The sequence below is a fragment of the Flavobacterium sp. genome, assembly GCF_044368625.1.
GTDB lineage: Bacteria > Bacteroidota > Bacteroidia > Flavobacteriales > Flavobacteriaceae > Flavobacterium.
The window spans coordinates 16,369-33,500 of the sequence record NZ_JBIPPD010000009.1; the positions used below are offsets into that span (position 1 = coordinate 16,369).

Genomic DNA, 17,132 nt, shown 5'->3' on the forward strand with positions numbered 1-17,132 from the left:
AAAATCGGGAAGATCGATCCGTCTGGAAACCTAAAAATGATATCTTTTTAAATCAATAAAACCACAAGTTCTTTAAAACTTGTTTGCAATTTGTACCTTTGCTGTATGAACCGCAATTTACTTTCCCACATCAATACTCCACAAGACGTACGCCAACTTCCCGAATCGGAGTTGCCGCAGCTTGCCCAAGAGTTGCGCGACTTTATCATCGATATTGTTTCGGTAAAAGAAGGACATTTGGGAGCGAGTTTGGGCGTTATCGAACTTACGATTGCGTTGCATTACGTTTTTGACACGCCCAATGATTTGCTGGTTTGGGACGTAGGGCATCAAGCCTATGGACACAAAATTTTGACGGGAAGAAAAGACCAATTCGACACGAACCGGCAACTGGGCGGTCTTTCGGGATTTCCTAAAAGAAGTGAAAGCAACTTTGACACTTTTGGCGTAGGCCACTCCTCCACTTCGATTTCTGCCGCATTGGGAATGGCGCTTGCTTCTCGCTTGCAAGGCGATTTCGAAAAAAGTCATGTTGCAGTCATTGGCGATGCCTCGATTGCATCCGGAATGGCATTCGAAGGATTGAATCATGCTGGAGTAACCGATGCCAATTTGCTCGTAATTTTAAACGACAATGCGATCGGGATTGACCCGAGTGTGGGTGCGTTAAAAAACTATTTAACAGCAGTAAAATCAGGCAAAAACCCGAAGCAAAACAACATGATCAAGTCGCTGAATTTTGATTATTCAGGACCTATTGACGGCCACGATATAGTTGCGGTAATCAAAGAATTACGGCGGTTAAAAACCAAAAAAGGCCCTCGGTTTTTGCACCTCATCACCACAAAAGGAAAAGGACTTTCGCAAGCCGAAGCCGACCAAGTAAAATACCACGCCCCGGGGAAATTTGACAAAACTACAGGCGAAGTGGTACTGAAAAACGAAGGCCATTTGCCTCCCAAGTTTCAGGATGTTTTTGGGTTGACGCTATTGGATTTGGCACACAAAAACGATAAAATTATCGGAATTACACCCGCCATGCCTTCGGGAAGTTCGCTCAAGTTCATGATGGAGGCGTTTCCCGAACGTGCTTTTGATGTGGGTATTGCCGAACAACACGCCGTGACGCTTTCGGCAGGAATGGCCACCCAAGGCATGGTTGTGTTTTGCAACATTTATTCGACCTTTATGCAGCGGGCTTACGATCAAATTGTGCATGATGTGGCGTTGCAAAATTTACCTGTTGTGTTCTGTCTCGACCGAGCAGGTTTGGTGGGCGAAGACGGTGCAACCCATCACGGCGTGTTTGATTTGGCCTATTTACGCTGCATTCCCAACATGCTGATTTATGCTCCTCGAACAGAGGTGGAACTGCAAAACATTTTGTACACCGCTCAATTGGGGGTGCCACATCCCCTCGCTATCCGATATCCAAGAGGCCGAGCCATTACGGTAAATTGGCAACAAAATCATTTGGGAACGTATCATGAAATTGAAATTGGCAAAGGATTTCAGTTGCGAAAAGGCGGTAAATTTGCGGTCATTTCGACAGGAACTATCGGCAACAACGTGATGGAAGCTTTAGAAAATACGTCGAATGCCACTTCCTTTTCACACTACCATTTTCCGTGGGTAAAACCATTGGATGAAGTATTGTTGCACAACATTTTCAAAGAACATACTGCCATAATTACCCTAGAAGATGGAACGGTAAAAGGCGGTTTTGGCAGTGGTATTTGCGAATTTGCGGCCCAACACGACTACAAACCGTCCATTCGAATTTTAGGAATTCCCGACACATTTATGGAACACGGCACGGTGGAGGAATTGCAACAGATTTGTAAAATAGATGCGAAAAGTTTGCAAATAATTTTTGAAAGCCTGTAATAAAAACCGACTTTTGCAGCTTATTTTTTTTTGAACTCAATTAGCAACTATGCGATTTTTATCAACAACTATTGTGCTGTCTTTATTTTTATCTGCAAATAGCTTTGCGCAAACTGGAGACACCTTAACCTCTAAGAAAGTGGATGCTGCAAAAATAGCTGACACTTTGAAAGCAGTGCCATCGCCTTGGAAAAAAGAAAACATTGTGGGATTTGATTTGAGTGAAATTGCCTTTGTAAACTGGAATGCGGGAGGAAACAGCTCGATTTCGGGATTATTGAAAGGAACCTTTACTCGAAATTACGAACTTAAAAACAAGAAATGGGTTAATGAACTCATTGTTCGTTACGGAATTACCAAACAAGATGGAGTAGAATTGCGGAAAACCGACGACGACCTGCAGTTTAACTCTACTTTTGGTTATCGAAAAAGCAGTACTACCAATTGGTATTACAGCGCCAAATTTAATTTTCGAACACAATTTACCGACGGCTATTCGTATCCCAATACCGATATTGCCATATCCCAAGCCTTTGCACCTGCATATACCTTTTTGGGGGTAGGTTCGGAATACAACAACAAGGAAAAAACGATGCAACTTTATATTTCGCCGTTGACGATGAAAAACACGTTGGTTTTGAACCAGCGGTTGGCCAATCAAGGTGCTTATGGAGTGACGCGAGCGGTTTATGATCCCGTTACGAACGAATTGATCCGCAAAGGAGAAAAATCCCGTACCGAATTGGGTTTCTTAGTCATGACAGGGTTTAAAAGAGAGGTTTTTACAAACATCAAAATGGAAAACCGTTTGAGTGTGTACAGCGACTACGTCAACAATTTTGGCAATATCGACGTCGACTGGCAAATGCAATGGGACTTTATTGTCAATAAATACGTTCGTGCCAACATCAACACCCACGTGCTTTACGACGACGACATCAAAACAAAGGACGAAGTAAACGGAGAGCAAGTGACCTTAGGGCCTAAAATTCAGTTGAAACAAATGTTGGGAGTGGGTTTGACTTATAGTTTTTAGATTTTCTTTCTGCCGTTAATGGTTTCAAATAATTCGAGTGCGTTTCCGTCGGTTAAAAGCGATACGTAATGACAAATGTGTAACAATCGGCCGTACAAGGTTTCTTTTTCTACTTGGAATTTTTCGGGCAGCATTTTTAAAATCAGTTGGTCGTAATTGGACAACGTTCCATCGTACTGGTTGTTGACCGCTGTGATGAATTTGTCGAGTAAGGTTTGCAATATTTCGTAACCCACGATTTCTTTTTCGATAACTTCCCGGCTTTGATAAATTTTTTCGACACTCAGGTTGATGATGTCCTTCATTTGCGGTTGGTACCGGCTTTTGTCGGTTAACGCGTGGTGGAATTGTCCTTTTAAAATTGCTTCTTCGTTTTCGATAAAAATGGCCACTGCATCTTCGATTAACGTTCCGATAGCCACGGCACGTAAATAACTGATGCGGTCTTCTTTGGAATGGAGTTGGTTGAATTTGGGCGTATCAATGCGGTCTTTGACCAATTTGATCAAGTATTCCAAGGCGTAATCTTCAGAGACCAAACCCAAATTGATACCGTCTTCAAAATCGATGATGGTATAGCAAATATCATCGGCAGCTTCTACCAAAAAAGCCAACGGATGCCGGTGGTAATGTACTTCGCCCGTAGCTGATTTTTGAATCAATCCCAAATCCGTAGCTACTTCTTGAAAAAAGGCTTTATCTTGCTGGAAATAGCCGTATTTTTTATCAGCAATCTCTTTGGTTGGTTTCTTAGGCAAGGATTCTTTAGGATACTTCATGTAGGCTCCCAGAGTGGCATACGCCAATCGGATGCCGCCTTCGATGCCTTGGCGTGAGGAACTCAACACCGAAAAACCGTTGGCATTGCCTTCAAAATCAATCAAGTCTTGCCATTCTTTTGGCGAAAGCCGATTTTGAAATTCGCGGCCTTTTCCGATCTTGAAATATTCGCCGATGGCCTTCTCGCCTGAATGTCCAAAAGGCGGATTTCCGATGTCGTGTGCGAGTGAGGCTGCGGCAACAATGGCACCAAAATCATTGGCTTGATACCCGTGAATTTCCTGCAGATGCGGGTATTTTTCTAAAATTTTTTTCCCAACCAATCGACCGATGGAACGACCCACCACCGAAACTTCCAAACTATGGGTCAAGCGTGTGTGGACAAAATCGGTTTTGGAAAGCGGAATCACTTGCGTTTTGTCCTGCAAACTTCTAAAAGCTGCCGAAAATATGATCCGATCGTAATCGACTTCAAAAACCAGTCGGGTTTCGTCTTGTTCGCTTCGCAAACGTTTGTTTTTGTCGCCTTGTCTTTTCAGAGAAAGGAGTTGTTCCCAGTGCATCATTTTTAGATTTAGGATTTAGGATTTAGCCCCGAAGTTTCGGGGTTGGGATTAAAATGAATGTCAAAGATACATAATTCCTTTTTGCACCTTCGTAATTACAGCAAAGGTCACATTTAAACGGATGGGTTAACATTGGCTTGCTGTGCATCAACTTTATCCATTCTGGCAAAGGCTTTTTTCAATAAAAGCGGTGTTGTTAAAGTAGTAAGCACGCCCATGATGACTAAAATCGAGAACACTTCGGTGCTAATTAATCCGTTTTTGTAGGCAATATTTGCAATTACAAGTTCCATGATTCCTCTTGCATTTAAACCGACTCCGAGAGTTAACGAAACTCTTGAGGAAAGCCCTGCAAATGTACCTCCTAGGTAACCTCCCGCGATTTTAGAAAGATAGGAAATTCCAATTACGGCAACTAAAAGTCCGATGCTATCGATGGATCCAATATTAAATTCGAGTCCAATTCCCGCAAAAAATATGGGTGCCAAAAATCCCATTGCCATACTGTTGGTTGTTGTTTCAATGGTTTTAAAGTTTTCTTCACCAATAAGCGAATGACTAATGAGCATTGCGGCAAAAAAAGCACCTACTATAAAGTGCAATCCGAGATTTTCTGTAAATGTAGAAAACAGTAATACAAATGCGAAGAATAGCGCAAAGAGCGGTTCTTTGCCTTTTATTACATGAACAATATTATCTAGAGACTCTTGGATGTAATTTCCCTTCTTTAATACTTTCTTTATCATCACATACGCCAAACCAAGAAGCCCAATAAAAATCGCTAATTTGAGTAATGAAAGCGAACTTGCTACCACGACAGAATGAGCCGACATGTCCGTATCCTTGATGTTGAGCAAAACACCCAGAATGGAAAGCGCCAAAACATCATCAAAAATGGCAATGGAAATGATTTTTTGTCCTACTTCAGAATTTATTTTGCCCAAATCCATCAAAATTCGGATACTGACTGGAAGCGCTGTAATGGCGACACACAAACCGATAAAAACGGTAGTCATGATGTCTTGATCGAAATAATAACCTACGGCAATGCCTCCAAAAATGGGTATAAAAAATGCCATTATCGAAATGATGATGTTTCGACCTTTCAAGGATTTCAGGATGTCGTCGATGTTTATTTCCAGTCCGGCGATAATAACGAGTAGAAAAATTCCCAATTCAGAAATTACTTTGATGTCCTCCGTTCTATGGATGATGTTTAATAAACTTGGTCCTAGAATAATACCTGCGATAATTTCGCCAATCATTGCAGGTTGCTTAAATCGCTCAAAGATTTCTCCAAAAATTCGAGCCATTACTAATAATATCAGCAAATTAGTAAAAAAAGGCAGTTCAAAATGTACTTCGTTCATGGTGAGTGAAAATAGGAATTTTTAAAGATGCGACATAAAAAAAATTATAGTTGGTAAGACTCCTCCAACCTTCCGATTTGTCGGGACAAGCCCTCCGAATGAAGGAAGTTTAGCATTGAGAATTTGGAATTTCAAATTTGTGATTTGATTGCGATTGATAACTGCGACTAAAAACGAATCATTATTCCTTTTCATTAGCCAAGAAAAACAGTTTTGACTTTTGGTTGTACTGATTGTAGCTTCTGTCGCTTGGGTTGGTGATTACGGATTTGATATTGACTTCGTCGCCCAATTTAAAATTAGAAACCGTATATTGATAGTCCAACAAATACGGACCACAAAAATAATTGCCATCGGCATCTTGTTCGATAATTCCGGTGTAAACTCCTTTTTCTTTGCTCATGATTTATAATTTTTTTCAAATGTAAGAAGATTTGTTTTGGTAAGTAAAAAAATTTCTAAAAAGTGCATTGAAAAACTTAATCTTTGCTGTTCCATTTTTGGAACGGCTCTTTTTGATTTTGTAGATATTCCAGATAAGGTAAAAGACACATACATCTCTTTAAATCTGAGAGAGAGTTGAGTAGAAAAATTGATTATGAATTGGATGTTTCCAACTCCTTGACCTTCGCATAAACAATGTCGCTTTCAAAACCTTTACGAAGTAAAAAATCGCAAAATTTCTTACGTTTGGAAAGTTTGCTCTCCTTTTGCATGTGTTCCCAATGTCGATCGGCAAGAAGCTCGAAATTGTCGTAATACTCTTCGGCAATTTCTTTCAGACCCTCCTTAATATTATAATCAGAAATGCCACGCATCTTGAGTTCGCGTACAATTCGGATTTTACCCCAATATTTGATGCGGTGTTTGCCTCTTGCAAAACTACAAGCAAATCGGGTTTCATTGAGAAAATCGTGTTCAATCAGGTAAACTAGAATTACATCAATGGCTTCGGGAATCATTCGTAGGGATTGTAACTTAGCAACCACTTCTTGATGGCAACGCTCTTGATACACACAAAAATGCTCTGCTTTGCGAGTGGCTTCAATAAGTGTATGCGATGTAGTGCCGTACATTTGAGATTGTTTTTGTTTGGAAAGAACAAAATAACAGTATTTATTTTAAACAACAACACTATTGCAATGGCAATGGCAATTTCAATTTTAAATCGCTTTAATTTGTAAATTCTGTGTCTAAAACCACCACAGTTAAAACCGTGAACGATGTTCTATTAAAGCATACTTACGACTAAAGTTGGAATACGTGCTATTTTGAAAACAATCAATTTGTGTAATCTGTGTGAAAAAAGTCGACAAAAAAAACCCAATCTGTTTAAGATTGGGTTTTTAATACGATATAAATAGACGATTATGCTTCGAAAGGAAGGATAGAAACGTACGATTTATTATCTCTTTTCTTTTGGAACTTCACTAATCCATCTACTCTAGCGTGTAAAGTATGATCTTTACTGATGTAAACGTTTTCACCTGGATTGTGTTTAGAACCTCTTTGTCTTACAATGATATTTCCAGCGATTGCAGCTTGACCACCATAAATCTTAACACCTAAACGTTTTGATTCTGATTCTCTACCATTCTTCGAACTACCGACACCTTTTTTATGAGCCATGACGTATGAGTTTTAAAATGTTATTATTCTTGAGTTTCTTCTTTTTTAGCTTTAGCTACCTTTTTCTTAGGAGCTTCCGCCTCTTCAGTTACTGGAGCTGCCTCTTTTTTGGTTGCTTTTTTAGCACCTGGAGCAGTAATTCCTGAAATTTGGATTTGAGTCAAATATTGACGGTGTCCATTTCTCTTTTTGTACCCTTTTCTTCGTTTCTTTTTGAAAACGATTACTTTGTCTCCTTTTAAGTGTTGTAACACTGTAGCTTCAACAGAAGCTCCTTCTACAGCCGGGGCGCCTAAAGTGATTGTGCCAGCGTCGTCCAACAAAAGAACTTTTGCAAATGAAATTGCATCTCCTTCTTTGTCAGCCAAACGGTTCACATAAACCTTTAAGTCTTTGCTTACTTTAAATTGTTGCCCTGCTATCTCTACGATTGCGTACATAACAATGATGTTTAGTTAATTTTTAAGGTTGCAAATATACAACTTATTATTAGAATAGCAATTGCATTGAAAAAATAATTATTCAAGTACAATTTACACCACACAACATCCCCTTAAAAGCAACTTGAAACCGAAGCGAAAACATTATTTTAAACTTTTAAATAGTGTTCAACTGTAAAAAAACATAAATTTGTTGTAACAAAACAATGGTAGTGTATACAAATATCCAAAACCAGTAACAAATTATTAATAGTTATGAAAAAATCATTAATGGCTTTGAGTTCAGTTCTCATGCTTGGAAGTGTTGCTTCGGCTCAAAAAGTAAATTTTGAGGAGCATACTTTAGACAATGGTCTTCATGTAATCTTGCATCAAGACAAATCAGCACCCGTAGTAATTACCTCTGTAATGTATCACGTGGGTGCTAAAGATGAAAATCCAGAACGCACTGGATTTGCCCACTTTTTTGAACACCTTTTGTTTGAAGGTACCGCAAATATCAAACGCGGTGAGTGGTTTAAAATCGTTTCAGGAAATGGCGGAACAAATAACGCCAACACTTCCGACGACCGAACTTATTATTATGAAGTGTTCCCGTCCAACAATTTAGAATTGGGATTGTGGATGGAATCAGAACGATTGTTGCATCCGGTGATCAATAAAATTGGTGTTGACACTCAAAATGAAGTAATAAAGGAAGAAAAAAGATTTCGTGTAGACAATGCTCCTTACGGAAATTTATTTGCATCGGTAAAAGAAAACATCTTTAAAAAACACCCGTACCGTTGGGCAACAATCGGTTCGATGGAACATTTAGATGCTGCTACTCTAGAAGAGTTTCAAGCATTCAACTCGAAATTTTACGTACCTAATAATGCCGTATTAGTAGTAGCAGGAGATATTGATTTTGCACAAACCTTAAAATGGGTGAAACAATATTTTGGACCAATTCCAAAAGGCGCTGAGGTAAAAAAGGAAACTTTTGTTGAAGAACCAATCACCAAACAAATCAATGCAACTTACGAAGACCCAAACATCCAGTTGCCTATGGTTATTCAAGCCTTTAGAACGCCCTCAATGAAAACGAGAGATGCCAAAGTATTGGAGATGATTTCATCTGTTTTAAGCGACGGAAAAAGTTCTCGTTTGTACAAAAAATTAGTAGACGAACAAAAAACGGCGTTACAAGTTGGAGCATTTAATAACAGTCAGGAAGATTACGGAATGTACGTGATTTACGGTTTACCACTATCTCCAGCAACTAGCGAAATGATTACAACAAGTGTAGACGAGGAAATCAAGAAAATGCAAACCGAATTAATTTCGGAGAGAGACTTTCAAAAACTACAAAACAAGTTCGAAAACCAATACGTCAACAGCAACAGCAGCATTGAAGGTATTGCTGAGAACTTAGCTACTTATCACTTATTGTATGGTGATATAAATTTGATTAACACCGAAATTGAAATTTACCGTTCAATTACTCGGGAAGAAATTAAAGAAGTGGCTAATAAATATCTGAAACCAAACCAACGTTTGCTCTTAGATTATGTTCCCGCTAAAGACAAAGCTCAAAACTAAGACATAAATTATGAAAAAAATCCTATTTATAGCAAGCTTGTTCTTAACAACTATTATGCAAGCACAAGAACGTACCCCGAATAAACCTTTAGCAACACCAACGGTAAAAGCGAAGGAAAGACCACAGCCAAAACCAGGACCAGCACCTGTAATTAATATCGGAAAACCGCAAACTTTTGAATTGCCAAATGGTTTGAAAGTAATGGTGGTAGAAAACAACAAACTCCCAAGAGTTTCTTTCAATCTAACGATAGACAACGCACCTTATGCAGAGGGTGCTAAAAAAGGTGTTGCTGATTTAACGAGTAGCATGATTGGAAATGGAACGACTACTATGCCGAAAGACAAATTCAATGAAGAAGTTGATTTTCTTGGAGCAAATATCGGGTTCAGCTCGAGCGGTGCTTACGGAAGTGGCTTGTCTAAATACTCTGACAGAATCCTTTCGCTAATGGCAGACGGAGCTTTAAACTCTGTTTTCACTCAAGAAGAATTGGAAAAAGAGCGAGCCAAACTTTTGGAAGGTTTGAAATCTAATGAAAAAAGTGTAGAAGCCGTAGCGGGTCGTGTGGAAGATGTTTTGTTTTACGGAAAAACACATCCTAATGGCGAATATTTAACTGAAGAGACCATTAAAAATGTTTCTTTAGACGACATTAAAAAAGAATATGTAACTCAGTTTGTTCCTGCAAATGCTTACTTGGTAATTATTGGCGACGTTAAATTCAAAGACGTTAAAAAAGCAGTTACCAACGCTTTTCAAACTTGGAAAAAAGCCGCTGCTCCAGCTGTAAGCTACCCAAATCCTCTTGACGTGCAGTATTCTCAGATTAATTTTGTGGATATGCCTAACGCGGTTCAGTCCGAAATTTCTTTAGTAAATGTTTCTGATTTAAAAATGACAGATCCTGATTATTTTGCAGTTCTTTTGGCTAATCAAGTTTTGGGTGGCGATTTTAATAGCTACTTGAACATGAATTTAAGAGAAGCTCATGGTTGGACTTATGGTGCACGTTCAAGCATTCGTGGAAATAAATATGTCGGAAAATTTAAAGCCAATACACAAGTTCGAAATGCAGTAACGGATAGTGCAGTTGTTGAATTTTTTAAAGAAATTAAAAAAATCCGATCTGAAAAAGTAAGTGACGAAATGTTGAAAAATGTGAAAGCCGGCTATGTAGGTAATTTCGTTATGGCGATAGAAAAACCGGGTACTATTGCGCGATATGCACTTCAAGCACAAACGCAAAACTTGCCTGCAGACTTTTATGAAAACTATGTAAAAAACATCAATGCCGTTACTGCAGACGACATTTTGAGAGTTTCGAAAAAATATTTCTCAGAAGACAAAACTCGTGTACTAGTTACCGGAAAAGCATCAGAAGTATTACCGGCTTTAGAAGCTTTGAAAATGCCAATTTTCTACTTTGATAAATTTGGAAATCCAACAGAAAAACCAGCTACTTCAAAGCCAGTTCCTGCAGGTGTAACTACTAAAACGGTTTACGACAACTACATCAAAGCCATTGGTGGAGATAAAGCAGTGAAAGCAGTGAAATCAGTAATGATGGTGGGAACTACAACAATTCCGCAAGCACCACAACCACTGACGTACACTCAAAAAATGGACAACAAAAACCGACTAGCTGTTGATGTGTCTATGGGTGGAATGAATATGATGAAACAAGTAGTTACCGATAAAGTAGCCTACATGAGTCAGCAAGGTCAAAAAATGGATATTCCAGCCGAAGGTCTGGCCGATGTAAAAGAGGCGGCTAAATTTTTCCCAGAACTTTCTAGTACTACTGGAAAAGTTACCGTTATTGAATCGATTGAAGGATCGGATGCATATGCTGTAGAGAATGGCAATTCAACCAAATATTACGATGTAAAATCAGGTTTGAAAGTAGCTGAATCATCTTCGCAAGATCAAGGTGGTAAAAAGATGGTAACAACCACGTATTTCAAAGATTACAAAGAGGTAAAAGGAATTAAATTTCCTTACACCATTGTTATGAATGTGGGAATTGAATTGGACATTAAAATGAATGAGGTAAAAGTAAACGAAGGCGTTACGGATGCCGATTTTCAATAAAATAAAAGATTTTTGAATTAGAAAAACCGTCAGAAATGGCGGTTTTTTTTTGTGGGAAAAAATAGTTTTTGTATATTAAATGTTGGATGTCCTAAACCTGAATGAGAGTTGCAAATCTGTCGCGTGAGTCGTTGAGTGGAGCTCTCCCGATGTTATTGCGAGGTACGAAGCAATCATCGGGAAGCGGGAACGGAACGCTCCCGATAAAAATCGGGACAAGCAGCACACATAAATAAAACTGAAAACTGAAAACTAATTTTTCTTAGCCGACATATAAATTCCTACAAATATAATCACGGCTCCCACATACTGCATCGGACTAAAAAGTTCGTTGTCGAGAATTCCCCAGAAAAAAGCAACTATGGGTATCATGTAGGTAACCGATGCCGCAAATATTGGCGAAGACATCTGTATCAAGTTGAAGTAAATGATATTGGCAACACCCGTTCCAATAACCCCCAAAACTACGATGTACAACATCGCCGTTTGCACCTCCTCTTGATCAATTACTTTCCCAAAATCGGTTGAAAACAAAACGATAAGTGCGGGAACCAAAACCACAATAAAGTTTCCGGCTGTAATGGCCAAGGGTTTGACGTCCGATAAATATTTTTTGATCAAATTGACGTTAAGTGAATAACAAAAAGCTGCGAAAATAACCAATAAAGCGTACCAATAATTTTGTTCGGGATTGTTTGCTGCCCCATTTGCAATCAACAAAATACTTCCAATCAAACCAATAATAACTCCAAATAGCTGTTGCCTTTGCACTTGCAAACCAAAAGCCAAAAGACCAATAACCAATGCTCCAAGTGGTGTAAGCGAATTTAAAACCGCTGTAATCGAACTGGAAATTTCGGTTTCGGCGATGGCAAATAAATACACCGGCATAAACGTTCCGATAAAAGCGGTTAAAGCAATGTATTTCCACTTTCCGTGCGGAATGGTGGCAATACTTTTAAAACCGATGATGAGCAAAAAAAGGGTGGCAAAAATGATGCGTAACGAACCCAACTGATACGGATTCAATCCCACCAAACCGCGTTTGATTAAAATAAACGAACTTCCCCAAATTAAGGCGAGTACGAACAATAAAACCCATTTCAAATGTTTTGAAAACATAGTTGCATTTTTTGAAAAGCAAAATTGTAACTTTAAAATGAATTTCAAATGCTTTTTTGATTATTTTTGTAGCTAATCTACAGCATTTTATTGTATATAATTTAATTCAAATACTTATGAAAAAATCACTTTTTATCTTTGCATTTTCTGCAATACTATTCACAAGTTGTAAAGACAAGACCACTACGGCAGAAACAACTACAACTCCAACAGAGGCCAAAACTTTAGCTGCTACTGGAAAAGTTGAAACAGCAAGTTTTACAATCGAAGGAATGAGTTGCGAAATCATGTGTGCTTCAAAAATCCAAAAAGAGTTGACTGCCACAGAGGGTGTCAAAAACGCTAAAATCGATTTTGAAAAGAAACTAGCCACTGTAGCATATGATGCAGCGGTAACTTCTCCTGAAAAACTGATTGAAAAAGTAGAAGCCGTAAACGGAGGCGATTCGTATAAGGTTTCCAACCTAACCACAACAGCTGATAAAGCGATGTTGTTTCAAGAAAAAGAAAAAGAAAAGAAAAAATCACGCAAACAACGCAAAGCCGACGAAAAAGCGGCTGCTGAAACTAAAACCGAATCTACAACTGCAAAACCAGCATGTTGTTCTTCTAAAAAAGCATGTTCTGAAAAGAAAGAAACGTTGTAATTGTATTGCACTTCAAATGGAAAGAAACTCGAAAGGGTTTCTTTTTTTTTGTTTCAGGTTTAGCTTCGCGCTGTTCGGCTCCGCCTCGAGTCAGGTTTATTGAGAATACAGAAATTACAACTTATAACTCACCGAAAACAAAATCACCCGCGGCATAATAAATCGAGCATTATTTACGATGCTAAAATCAGAAAATGAAAAGCTGTTCTTGGTTTGATTATCAAAAACGTTATTGACCGATAATTCAAAACCAAACGGATTGTTTTTCTTTTGATAGCGAAGCGAAGTATTGGCTATTTCGAAAAAATTACTTTGGTTGCGATCGTCGGTGTTTTTGAGGTTTTCGTAACTAAATTTGTACACAAAATGCTTAAAAAACTCGACCGAACCACTCGTGTTAAACGCATCGGTTTTAAAATCCGTGTTCGTTAAACCCCGAAACTGACTGAATCCTTTTTTGTAACCGACTTCTAAAGTGGGCCAATCGCGTTTGGCTGTTCGTAAAGTGACGCCAACGTTTTGGCTCGTGCGGTTGTTTTCGGTAGTAACATCGTTGAGCGTTTGGATATAATTAAATCCATTTACACTAGTATTAATGCCCACCCGAAAACGGTAAATTTTCTTTTCGAACGAACCGTACAAACGCCAGTTGGTTTCAGGATTATCGGTAATTACAGGCGTCGAAAATTGATTGATGCCACTCAACACGATGTCGTTTCGGATGGTCCGCACTTTTTTATTGTAATTGGCATTGGCAAACCACATTATGCCGCGGTACATATTCATCTTACGGTAACTTAACGAGGCATTGTGAAAGCGTTCGTTTCGCAACAAGGCATTACCGCGACTTACTGAATTATACCCATTAAGTGTGAACCGATTGGCCAATTGATTGACTTGCGGAAAATCGTTTTCCAACTTGTAATTAAAAGTCAACGATTCCGATTTATTAAACTCGAGTTCACTGGTAAATTGTGGTTGAAACAAGGTTTTGGACAATTGATAAGTATCGGATAATTGTTCGGTTTTCAAGTCGTACCAATGAAAATACAATCCCGGTTTATTGGTCCAAATACCAATTTTAAATTTGTATTCCAAACCGACATAAGCGTCGTTCAATTGATAATCTACATTATTTCCGAATCCTGCCGAAGCAAAATCATTAATCGTTCCATCAGTTAACAATTGTTTTTCGGACGTGTTGAAAGTCGATTTTCCGTAATTATTTCCAATATTGGTGTACAAATGATTGAAGTTGTTGATGATCCAATAATGCTTGAACAACGCATCAATGCTGTTGGTTTTGGTTTTGATAATTTGGTTGATGGTATAGGTTTCATCGTCTTGCAGCGGAATCAATCCTGCGAGAAAAGGCTGATCGGTAAACCAGGTATTTTGAGGTGTTTGTTGTTCAAAAGCCTGATTGACCACAAAAGTAGTCGTGTGCTTGTCGCTGATGCTTTTATGCCATTCCATGTATTGTTTGACCGAAGTATTGTCGGCAGTTTGCAAGGTTTCGAACGTACTCGCATTTACATTGGTAACCGAATTTAAAATATTGACTCCGTCGTTGTTACTCGACTGGTATTGGGCATTGTAGTACCACTTTTCTTTTTTAGTGGGCGAATAATCAAGTTTTACATTTCCAATGCCTAAAAAACTTTCGTTTTCCACCTCTTGGTTTCGGTTTTCAAAAGTGAGCGATTCGTTCTGCAGATATTCAATTTTACTTTCAAGTTTTTGATCTAAAAGTACGTTACTGAAAATCGCAAAACCCGAAACATCCAGCTTTTCCGAAGCCGTATAACTGAAATTTAACGCGCCAAAATGCGACTTGTTTCGCACCACATCGGTATTATCGTTCGTAAAATCCCACAAGTTGGAAAGTGATTTCCGTCCCGTAAGAAAGCTACTCGCGCCACCGTCAAAACGCATCAGGTCTTGGTAGGTAAAAGTGCTTCGTCCGATGTTATTGCTGTCGCCAATGAAACTCACGTTGCCTTTGGGACTGTAATAAAACAAGGCGGCATGACCGAGGTAGAACGAGTTGTCGCCATTGCCTACTTCGGCACCGGCTTCTACATCACCAAAAACAAATTTCTTTTTATCTTCTTTGAGTTTTACGTTCATTGCCAAATCTTCCGAATCAGAAACTTCTTTCATAAAACCCACTTGGTTAAAATTGTCGATCACTTCAATTTTATCCAAGGCATCGGCTGGAATATTCTCTACTGCGAGTTTGGTTCCACCACCAAAAAACGATTTTCCTTCCACGAGCATTTTAGTCACTTTTTTACCCTGAACGGTTACACCACCATTTTTATCTACTTCGACGCCGGGGAGTTTTTCGAGGATTTCTTTCATTTTGCGTTCGTTGCCGTTGGCAAAACTCGCCACATTAAACGTCATTGTGTCTTTTTTGATTACAATAGGTTTGAACTCGTGTTTGATGATGATTTCTTTGAGGTTTTCGCCAGTAGCTTTGAGCTTAAAATTGTGTGTATTAATTGTGGAGTTTGGTTCTACAATTAATACTTCTTGGGTGTAACCAATGTACGAAACCACGATTTCATACTTCACATCGTTATCGAGTTCGAGACGAAAACGCCCTTTATTGTCTGCCATTGCAAACTTGATTCCGGCTTTTTCTTGCAAGGGTTTTGCAATTAAATTAGCCGATTCGAGGGGTTGGTTTAGGGTATCAGAAACGACACCAGTTATGCTTTTTTGAGAAAAAACGGAGAAGGAAATGAAGAGAAAAAGAAGGAGGAATTTGGGCATTTAGGGTTTATAATTTTTTATATAAGTGGTCTTAAAATTTTATTTGACATTCTTTTTATTAAGATGTTAAAGACATAATGAATCGTTGGTTGGTTAATTTTACAGGATTTAAAAACCCATTTCTTCGGCCACCTTTTTCATTTTATCGTGGTACTCTCCCTCGGTCATTTTTGTTCCCTTATTAGGTCTTTCGATTTCTTTAATTGAATCAACATTTAATTTAATTTTTGACGCATAAATTCTTATTTTTCCAACTTGTACTTCTAAAACTAATCCAGGTAAACCATTGTACAGAGCAGGACCAAATTGAACAGGTATTTCAGGACTATACCACGCAACATCCAATCCTTTAGTCTTATTATTAGTTTGTTTCTTAATGGCTTTATAACAAAGAAATTCACCTATTTTTTTTGATTCAGTTGTTAATTCCCACTCTGGGAATTGATAAGATATCAACACTTGCTCTCCAAGCGAAATCTTTTGTGCAAGAGTTAGTTTCTCTTTGAAATTGGAATAATATATACCAGAAGCCCCACCACCGAAGGTTTGTAGAAAGTTTAACTTTGATTCTTGCTTAGCATCAGATTTCATTGTTTCAACTTTACTTTTATATAATGATTCATTTGCATTAAATTCCATAGTAAAGTATGCAGGTTTTGAAAAGATTTCAACCATTTCTCTTTTTTTACTTGGCTCATAACTTTTATCATCGGCAATTTTAGACGCATTAAAAGATTCCATTGGCTCTATCGTATATTCGACAACACCCAAAAAAGGGTGTTGCGAATAAGTGATTTGAGATAAAATTAACAATGTATAAATTATAATTTTATTCATAATTCATCATTAGTTATTGTAACAATCTAAATAAATAATATGATACATTTCCATCATTACATCAAAATCATTTCCACCACTACTAATGTCTAAATTATATTCAACTGCAGCTTGTAATACCGCATTTCTTGCCAAACGAACACAATCAGATGGTTTGCCATATAAAGCCTCCACTTCCACTGTACTAATTTCAACTTCTTTAGAATCCATAACGACAACCTCTTTCGATTCCGAAATTACATCATCTTTATCAGCAATGCTATTCGCCATACTACTTCCTACAAACGCTATCATTGCGATAGCACTAAAAATTACTTTTTTCATTTTAAATTGTTTTTAAGTTACGCTAGCCTATCTGACT

Annotated in this window: 15 protein-coding genes; 5 read left to right on the forward strand and 10 right to left on the reverse strand. The window is 38.3% G+C overall.

Annotation, left to right across the window (positions count from 1 at the left end; all coding sequences use genetic code 11):
- The first annotated feature begins 105 nt into the window (after window positions 1-105).
- Both ACIQ2X_RS01500 and ACIQ2X_RS01505 read left to right on the forward strand, forming a co-directional pair.
- Window positions 106-1,887 carry a 1-deoxy-D-xylulose-5-phosphate synthase gene (locus ACIQ2X_RS01500; protein ID WP_396177106.1) on the forward strand — a complete coding sequence of 594 codons (1,782 nt, stop codon included), beginning with the start codon at window positions 106-108 and terminating at the stop codon, window positions 1,885-1,887.
- A gap of 49 nt (window positions 1,888-1,936) precedes the next feature.
- Window positions 1,937-2,923: a DUF3078 domain-containing protein gene (locus ACIQ2X_RS01505; protein ID WP_396177107.1), complete on the forward strand. Its 987-nt coding sequence runs from the start codon at window positions 1,937-1,939 to the stop codon at window positions 2,921-2,923.
- On the opposite strand, the gene ACIQ2X_RS01510 is transcribed toward ACIQ2X_RS01505, so the two are convergent.
- The 6 genes from ACIQ2X_RS01510 to rplU all read right to left on the reverse strand — a co-directional run bounded on the left by ACIQ2X_RS01510 (window position 2,920) and on the right by rplU (window position 7,708).
- A complete protein-coding gene (locus tag ACIQ2X_RS01510) occupies window positions 2,920-4,266 on the reverse strand; it encodes a deoxyguanosinetriphosphate triphosphohydrolase (protein ID WP_396177119.1) in 1,347 nt (448 codons plus the stop codon). The two genes, ACIQ2X_RS01505 and ACIQ2X_RS01510, sit on opposite strands and share 4 nt — an antisense overlap.
- Before the next feature lie 116 nt (window positions 4,267-4,382).
- Window positions 4,383-5,639 (reverse strand): cation:proton antiporter, encoded by a 1,257-nt coding sequence (locus tag ACIQ2X_RS01515; RefSeq protein ID WP_396177108.1) that lies wholly within the window; start codon window positions 5,637-5,639, stop codon window positions 4,383-4,385.
- A 181-nt stretch (window positions 5,640-5,820) separates the two neighbouring features.
- Entirely contained in the window at window positions 5,821-6,042 is a 222-nt protein-coding gene (locus tag ACIQ2X_RS01520; protein WP_396177109.1) for a hypothetical protein, read from the reverse strand.
- A 193-nt stretch (window positions 6,043-6,235) separates the two neighbouring features.
- Complete coding sequence (locus tag ACIQ2X_RS01525) at window positions 6,236-6,715, reverse strand: regulatory protein RecX (RefSeq protein WP_396177110.1); 480 nt, start codon at window positions 6,713-6,715, stop codon at window positions 6,236-6,238.
- Between the two features lie 292 nt (window positions 6,716-7,007).
- The gene (gene rpmA, locus ACIQ2X_RS01530) at window positions 7,008-7,268 is read right to left on the reverse strand and encodes a 50S ribosomal protein L27 (protein ID WP_022829158.1); all 261 of its coding nucleotides are present in this window, start codon (window positions 7,266-7,268) and stop codon (window positions 7,008-7,010) included.
- A gap of 23 nt (window positions 7,269-7,291) precedes the next feature.
- Entirely contained in the window at window positions 7,292-7,708 is a 417-nt protein-coding gene (rplU, locus tag ACIQ2X_RS01535; RefSeq protein ID WP_396177111.1) for a 50S ribosomal protein L21, read from the reverse strand.
- 255 nt (window positions 7,709-7,963) lie between these two features.
- Between rplU and ACIQ2X_RS01540 the strand changes: the two genes are divergently transcribed.
- Complete coding sequence (locus ACIQ2X_RS01540; protein ID WP_396177112.1) at window positions 7,964-9,289, forward strand: M16 family metallopeptidase; 1,326 nt, start codon at window positions 7,964-7,966, stop codon at window positions 9,287-9,289.
- Between the two features lie 10 nt (window positions 9,290-9,299).
- On the forward strand, window positions 9,300-11,384 hold the full coding sequence (locus ACIQ2X_RS01545; RefSeq protein ID WP_396177113.1) for a M16 family metallopeptidase: 2,085 nt from the start codon (window positions 9,300-9,302) through the stop codon (window positions 11,382-11,384).
- A gap of 252 nt (window positions 11,385-11,636) precedes the next feature.
- Here ACIQ2X_RS01545 and ACIQ2X_RS01550 read toward each other — a convergent pair whose 3' ends face one another.
- Window positions 11,637-12,506 (reverse strand): DMT family transporter, encoded by an 870-nt coding sequence (locus ACIQ2X_RS01550; protein ID WP_396177114.1) that lies wholly within the window; start codon window positions 12,504-12,506, stop codon window positions 11,637-11,639.
- A 116-nt stretch (window positions 12,507-12,622) separates the two neighbouring features.
- Here ACIQ2X_RS01550 and ACIQ2X_RS01555 point away from each other — a divergent pair, with 116 nt between their 5' ends.
- Entirely contained in the window at window positions 12,623-13,153 is a 531-nt protein-coding gene (locus ACIQ2X_RS01555; RefSeq protein WP_396177115.1) for a heavy-metal-associated domain-containing protein, read from the forward strand.
- A gap of 114 nt (window positions 13,154-13,267) precedes the next feature.
- Here the strand turns inward: ACIQ2X_RS01555 and ACIQ2X_RS01560 are convergent, their stop codons facing one another.
- The 3 genes from ACIQ2X_RS01560 to ACIQ2X_RS01570 all read right to left on the reverse strand — a co-directional run bounded on the left by ACIQ2X_RS01560 (window position 13,268) and on the right by ACIQ2X_RS01570 (window position 17,095).
- Window positions 13,268-15,934, reverse strand: a complete 2,667-nt coding sequence (locus tag ACIQ2X_RS01560) for a carboxypeptidase-like regulatory domain-containing protein (RefSeq protein WP_396177116.1) — start codon at window positions 15,932-15,934, stop codon at window positions 13,268-13,270.
- Between the two features lie 108 nt (window positions 15,935-16,042).
- Window positions 16,043-16,771: a GLPGLI family protein gene (locus tag ACIQ2X_RS01565; protein WP_396177117.1), complete on the reverse strand. Its 729-nt coding sequence runs from the start codon at window positions 16,769-16,771 to the stop codon at window positions 16,043-16,045.
- 9 nt (window positions 16,772-16,780) lie between these two features.
- Complete coding sequence (locus tag ACIQ2X_RS01570) at window positions 16,781-17,095, reverse strand: hypothetical protein (protein WP_396177118.1); 315 nt, start codon at window positions 17,093-17,095, stop codon at window positions 16,781-16,783.
- Window positions 17,096-17,132 lie beyond the last annotated feature (37 nt).

Coding starts and splice junctions, on each gene's coding strand:
- ACIQ2X_RS01500 (WP_396177106.1), top strand. CDS start 106: ATGAACCGCAATTTACTTTCCCACATCAATACTCCACAAGACGTACGC.
- ACIQ2X_RS01505 (WP_396177107.1), top strand. CDS start 1,937: ATGCGATTTTTATCAACAACTATTGTGCTGTCTTTATTTTTATCTGCA.
- ACIQ2X_RS01510 (WP_396177119.1), bottom strand. CDS start 4,266: ATGCACTGGGAACAACTCCTTTCTCTGAAAAGACAAGGCGACAAAAAC.
- ACIQ2X_RS01515 (WP_396177108.1), bottom strand. CDS start 5,639: ATGAACGAAGTACATTTTGAACTGCCTTTTTTTACTAATTTGCTGATA.
- ACIQ2X_RS01520 (WP_396177109.1), bottom strand. CDS start 6,042: ATGAGCAAAGAAAAAGGAGTTTACACCGGAATTATCGAACAAGATGCC.
- ACIQ2X_RS01525 (WP_396177110.1), bottom strand. CDS start 6,715: ATGTACGGCACTACATCGCATACACTTATTGAAGCCACTCGCAAAGCA.
- rpmA (WP_022829158.1), bottom strand. CDS start 7,268: ATGGCTCATAAAAAAGGTGTCGGTAGTTCGAAGAATGGTAGAGAATCA.
- rplU (WP_396177111.1), bottom strand. CDS start 7,708: ATGTACGCAATCGTAGAGATAGCAGGGCAACAATTTAAAGTAAGCAAA.
- ACIQ2X_RS01540 (WP_396177112.1), top strand. CDS start 7,964: ATGAAAAAATCATTAATGGCTTTGAGTTCAGTTCTCATGCTTGGAAGT.
- ACIQ2X_RS01545 (WP_396177113.1), top strand. CDS start 9,300: ATGAAAAAAATCCTATTTATAGCAAGCTTGTTCTTAACAACTATTATG.
- ACIQ2X_RS01550 (WP_396177114.1), bottom strand. CDS start 12,506: ATGTTTTCAAAACATTTGAAATGGGTTTTATTGTTCGTACTCGCCTTA.
- ACIQ2X_RS01555 (WP_396177115.1), top strand. CDS start 12,623: ATGAAAAAATCACTTTTTATCTTTGCATTTTCTGCAATACTATTCACA.
- ACIQ2X_RS01560 (WP_396177116.1), bottom strand. CDS start 15,934: ATGCCCAAATTCCTCCTTCTTTTTCTCTTCATTTCCTTCTCCGTTTTT.
- ACIQ2X_RS01565 (WP_396177117.1), bottom strand. CDS start 16,771: ATGAATAAAATTATAATTTATACATTGTTAATTTTATCTCAAATCACT.
- ACIQ2X_RS01570 (WP_396177118.1), bottom strand. CDS start 17,095: ATGAAAAAAGTAATTTTTAGTGCTATCGCAATGATAGCGTTTGTAGGA.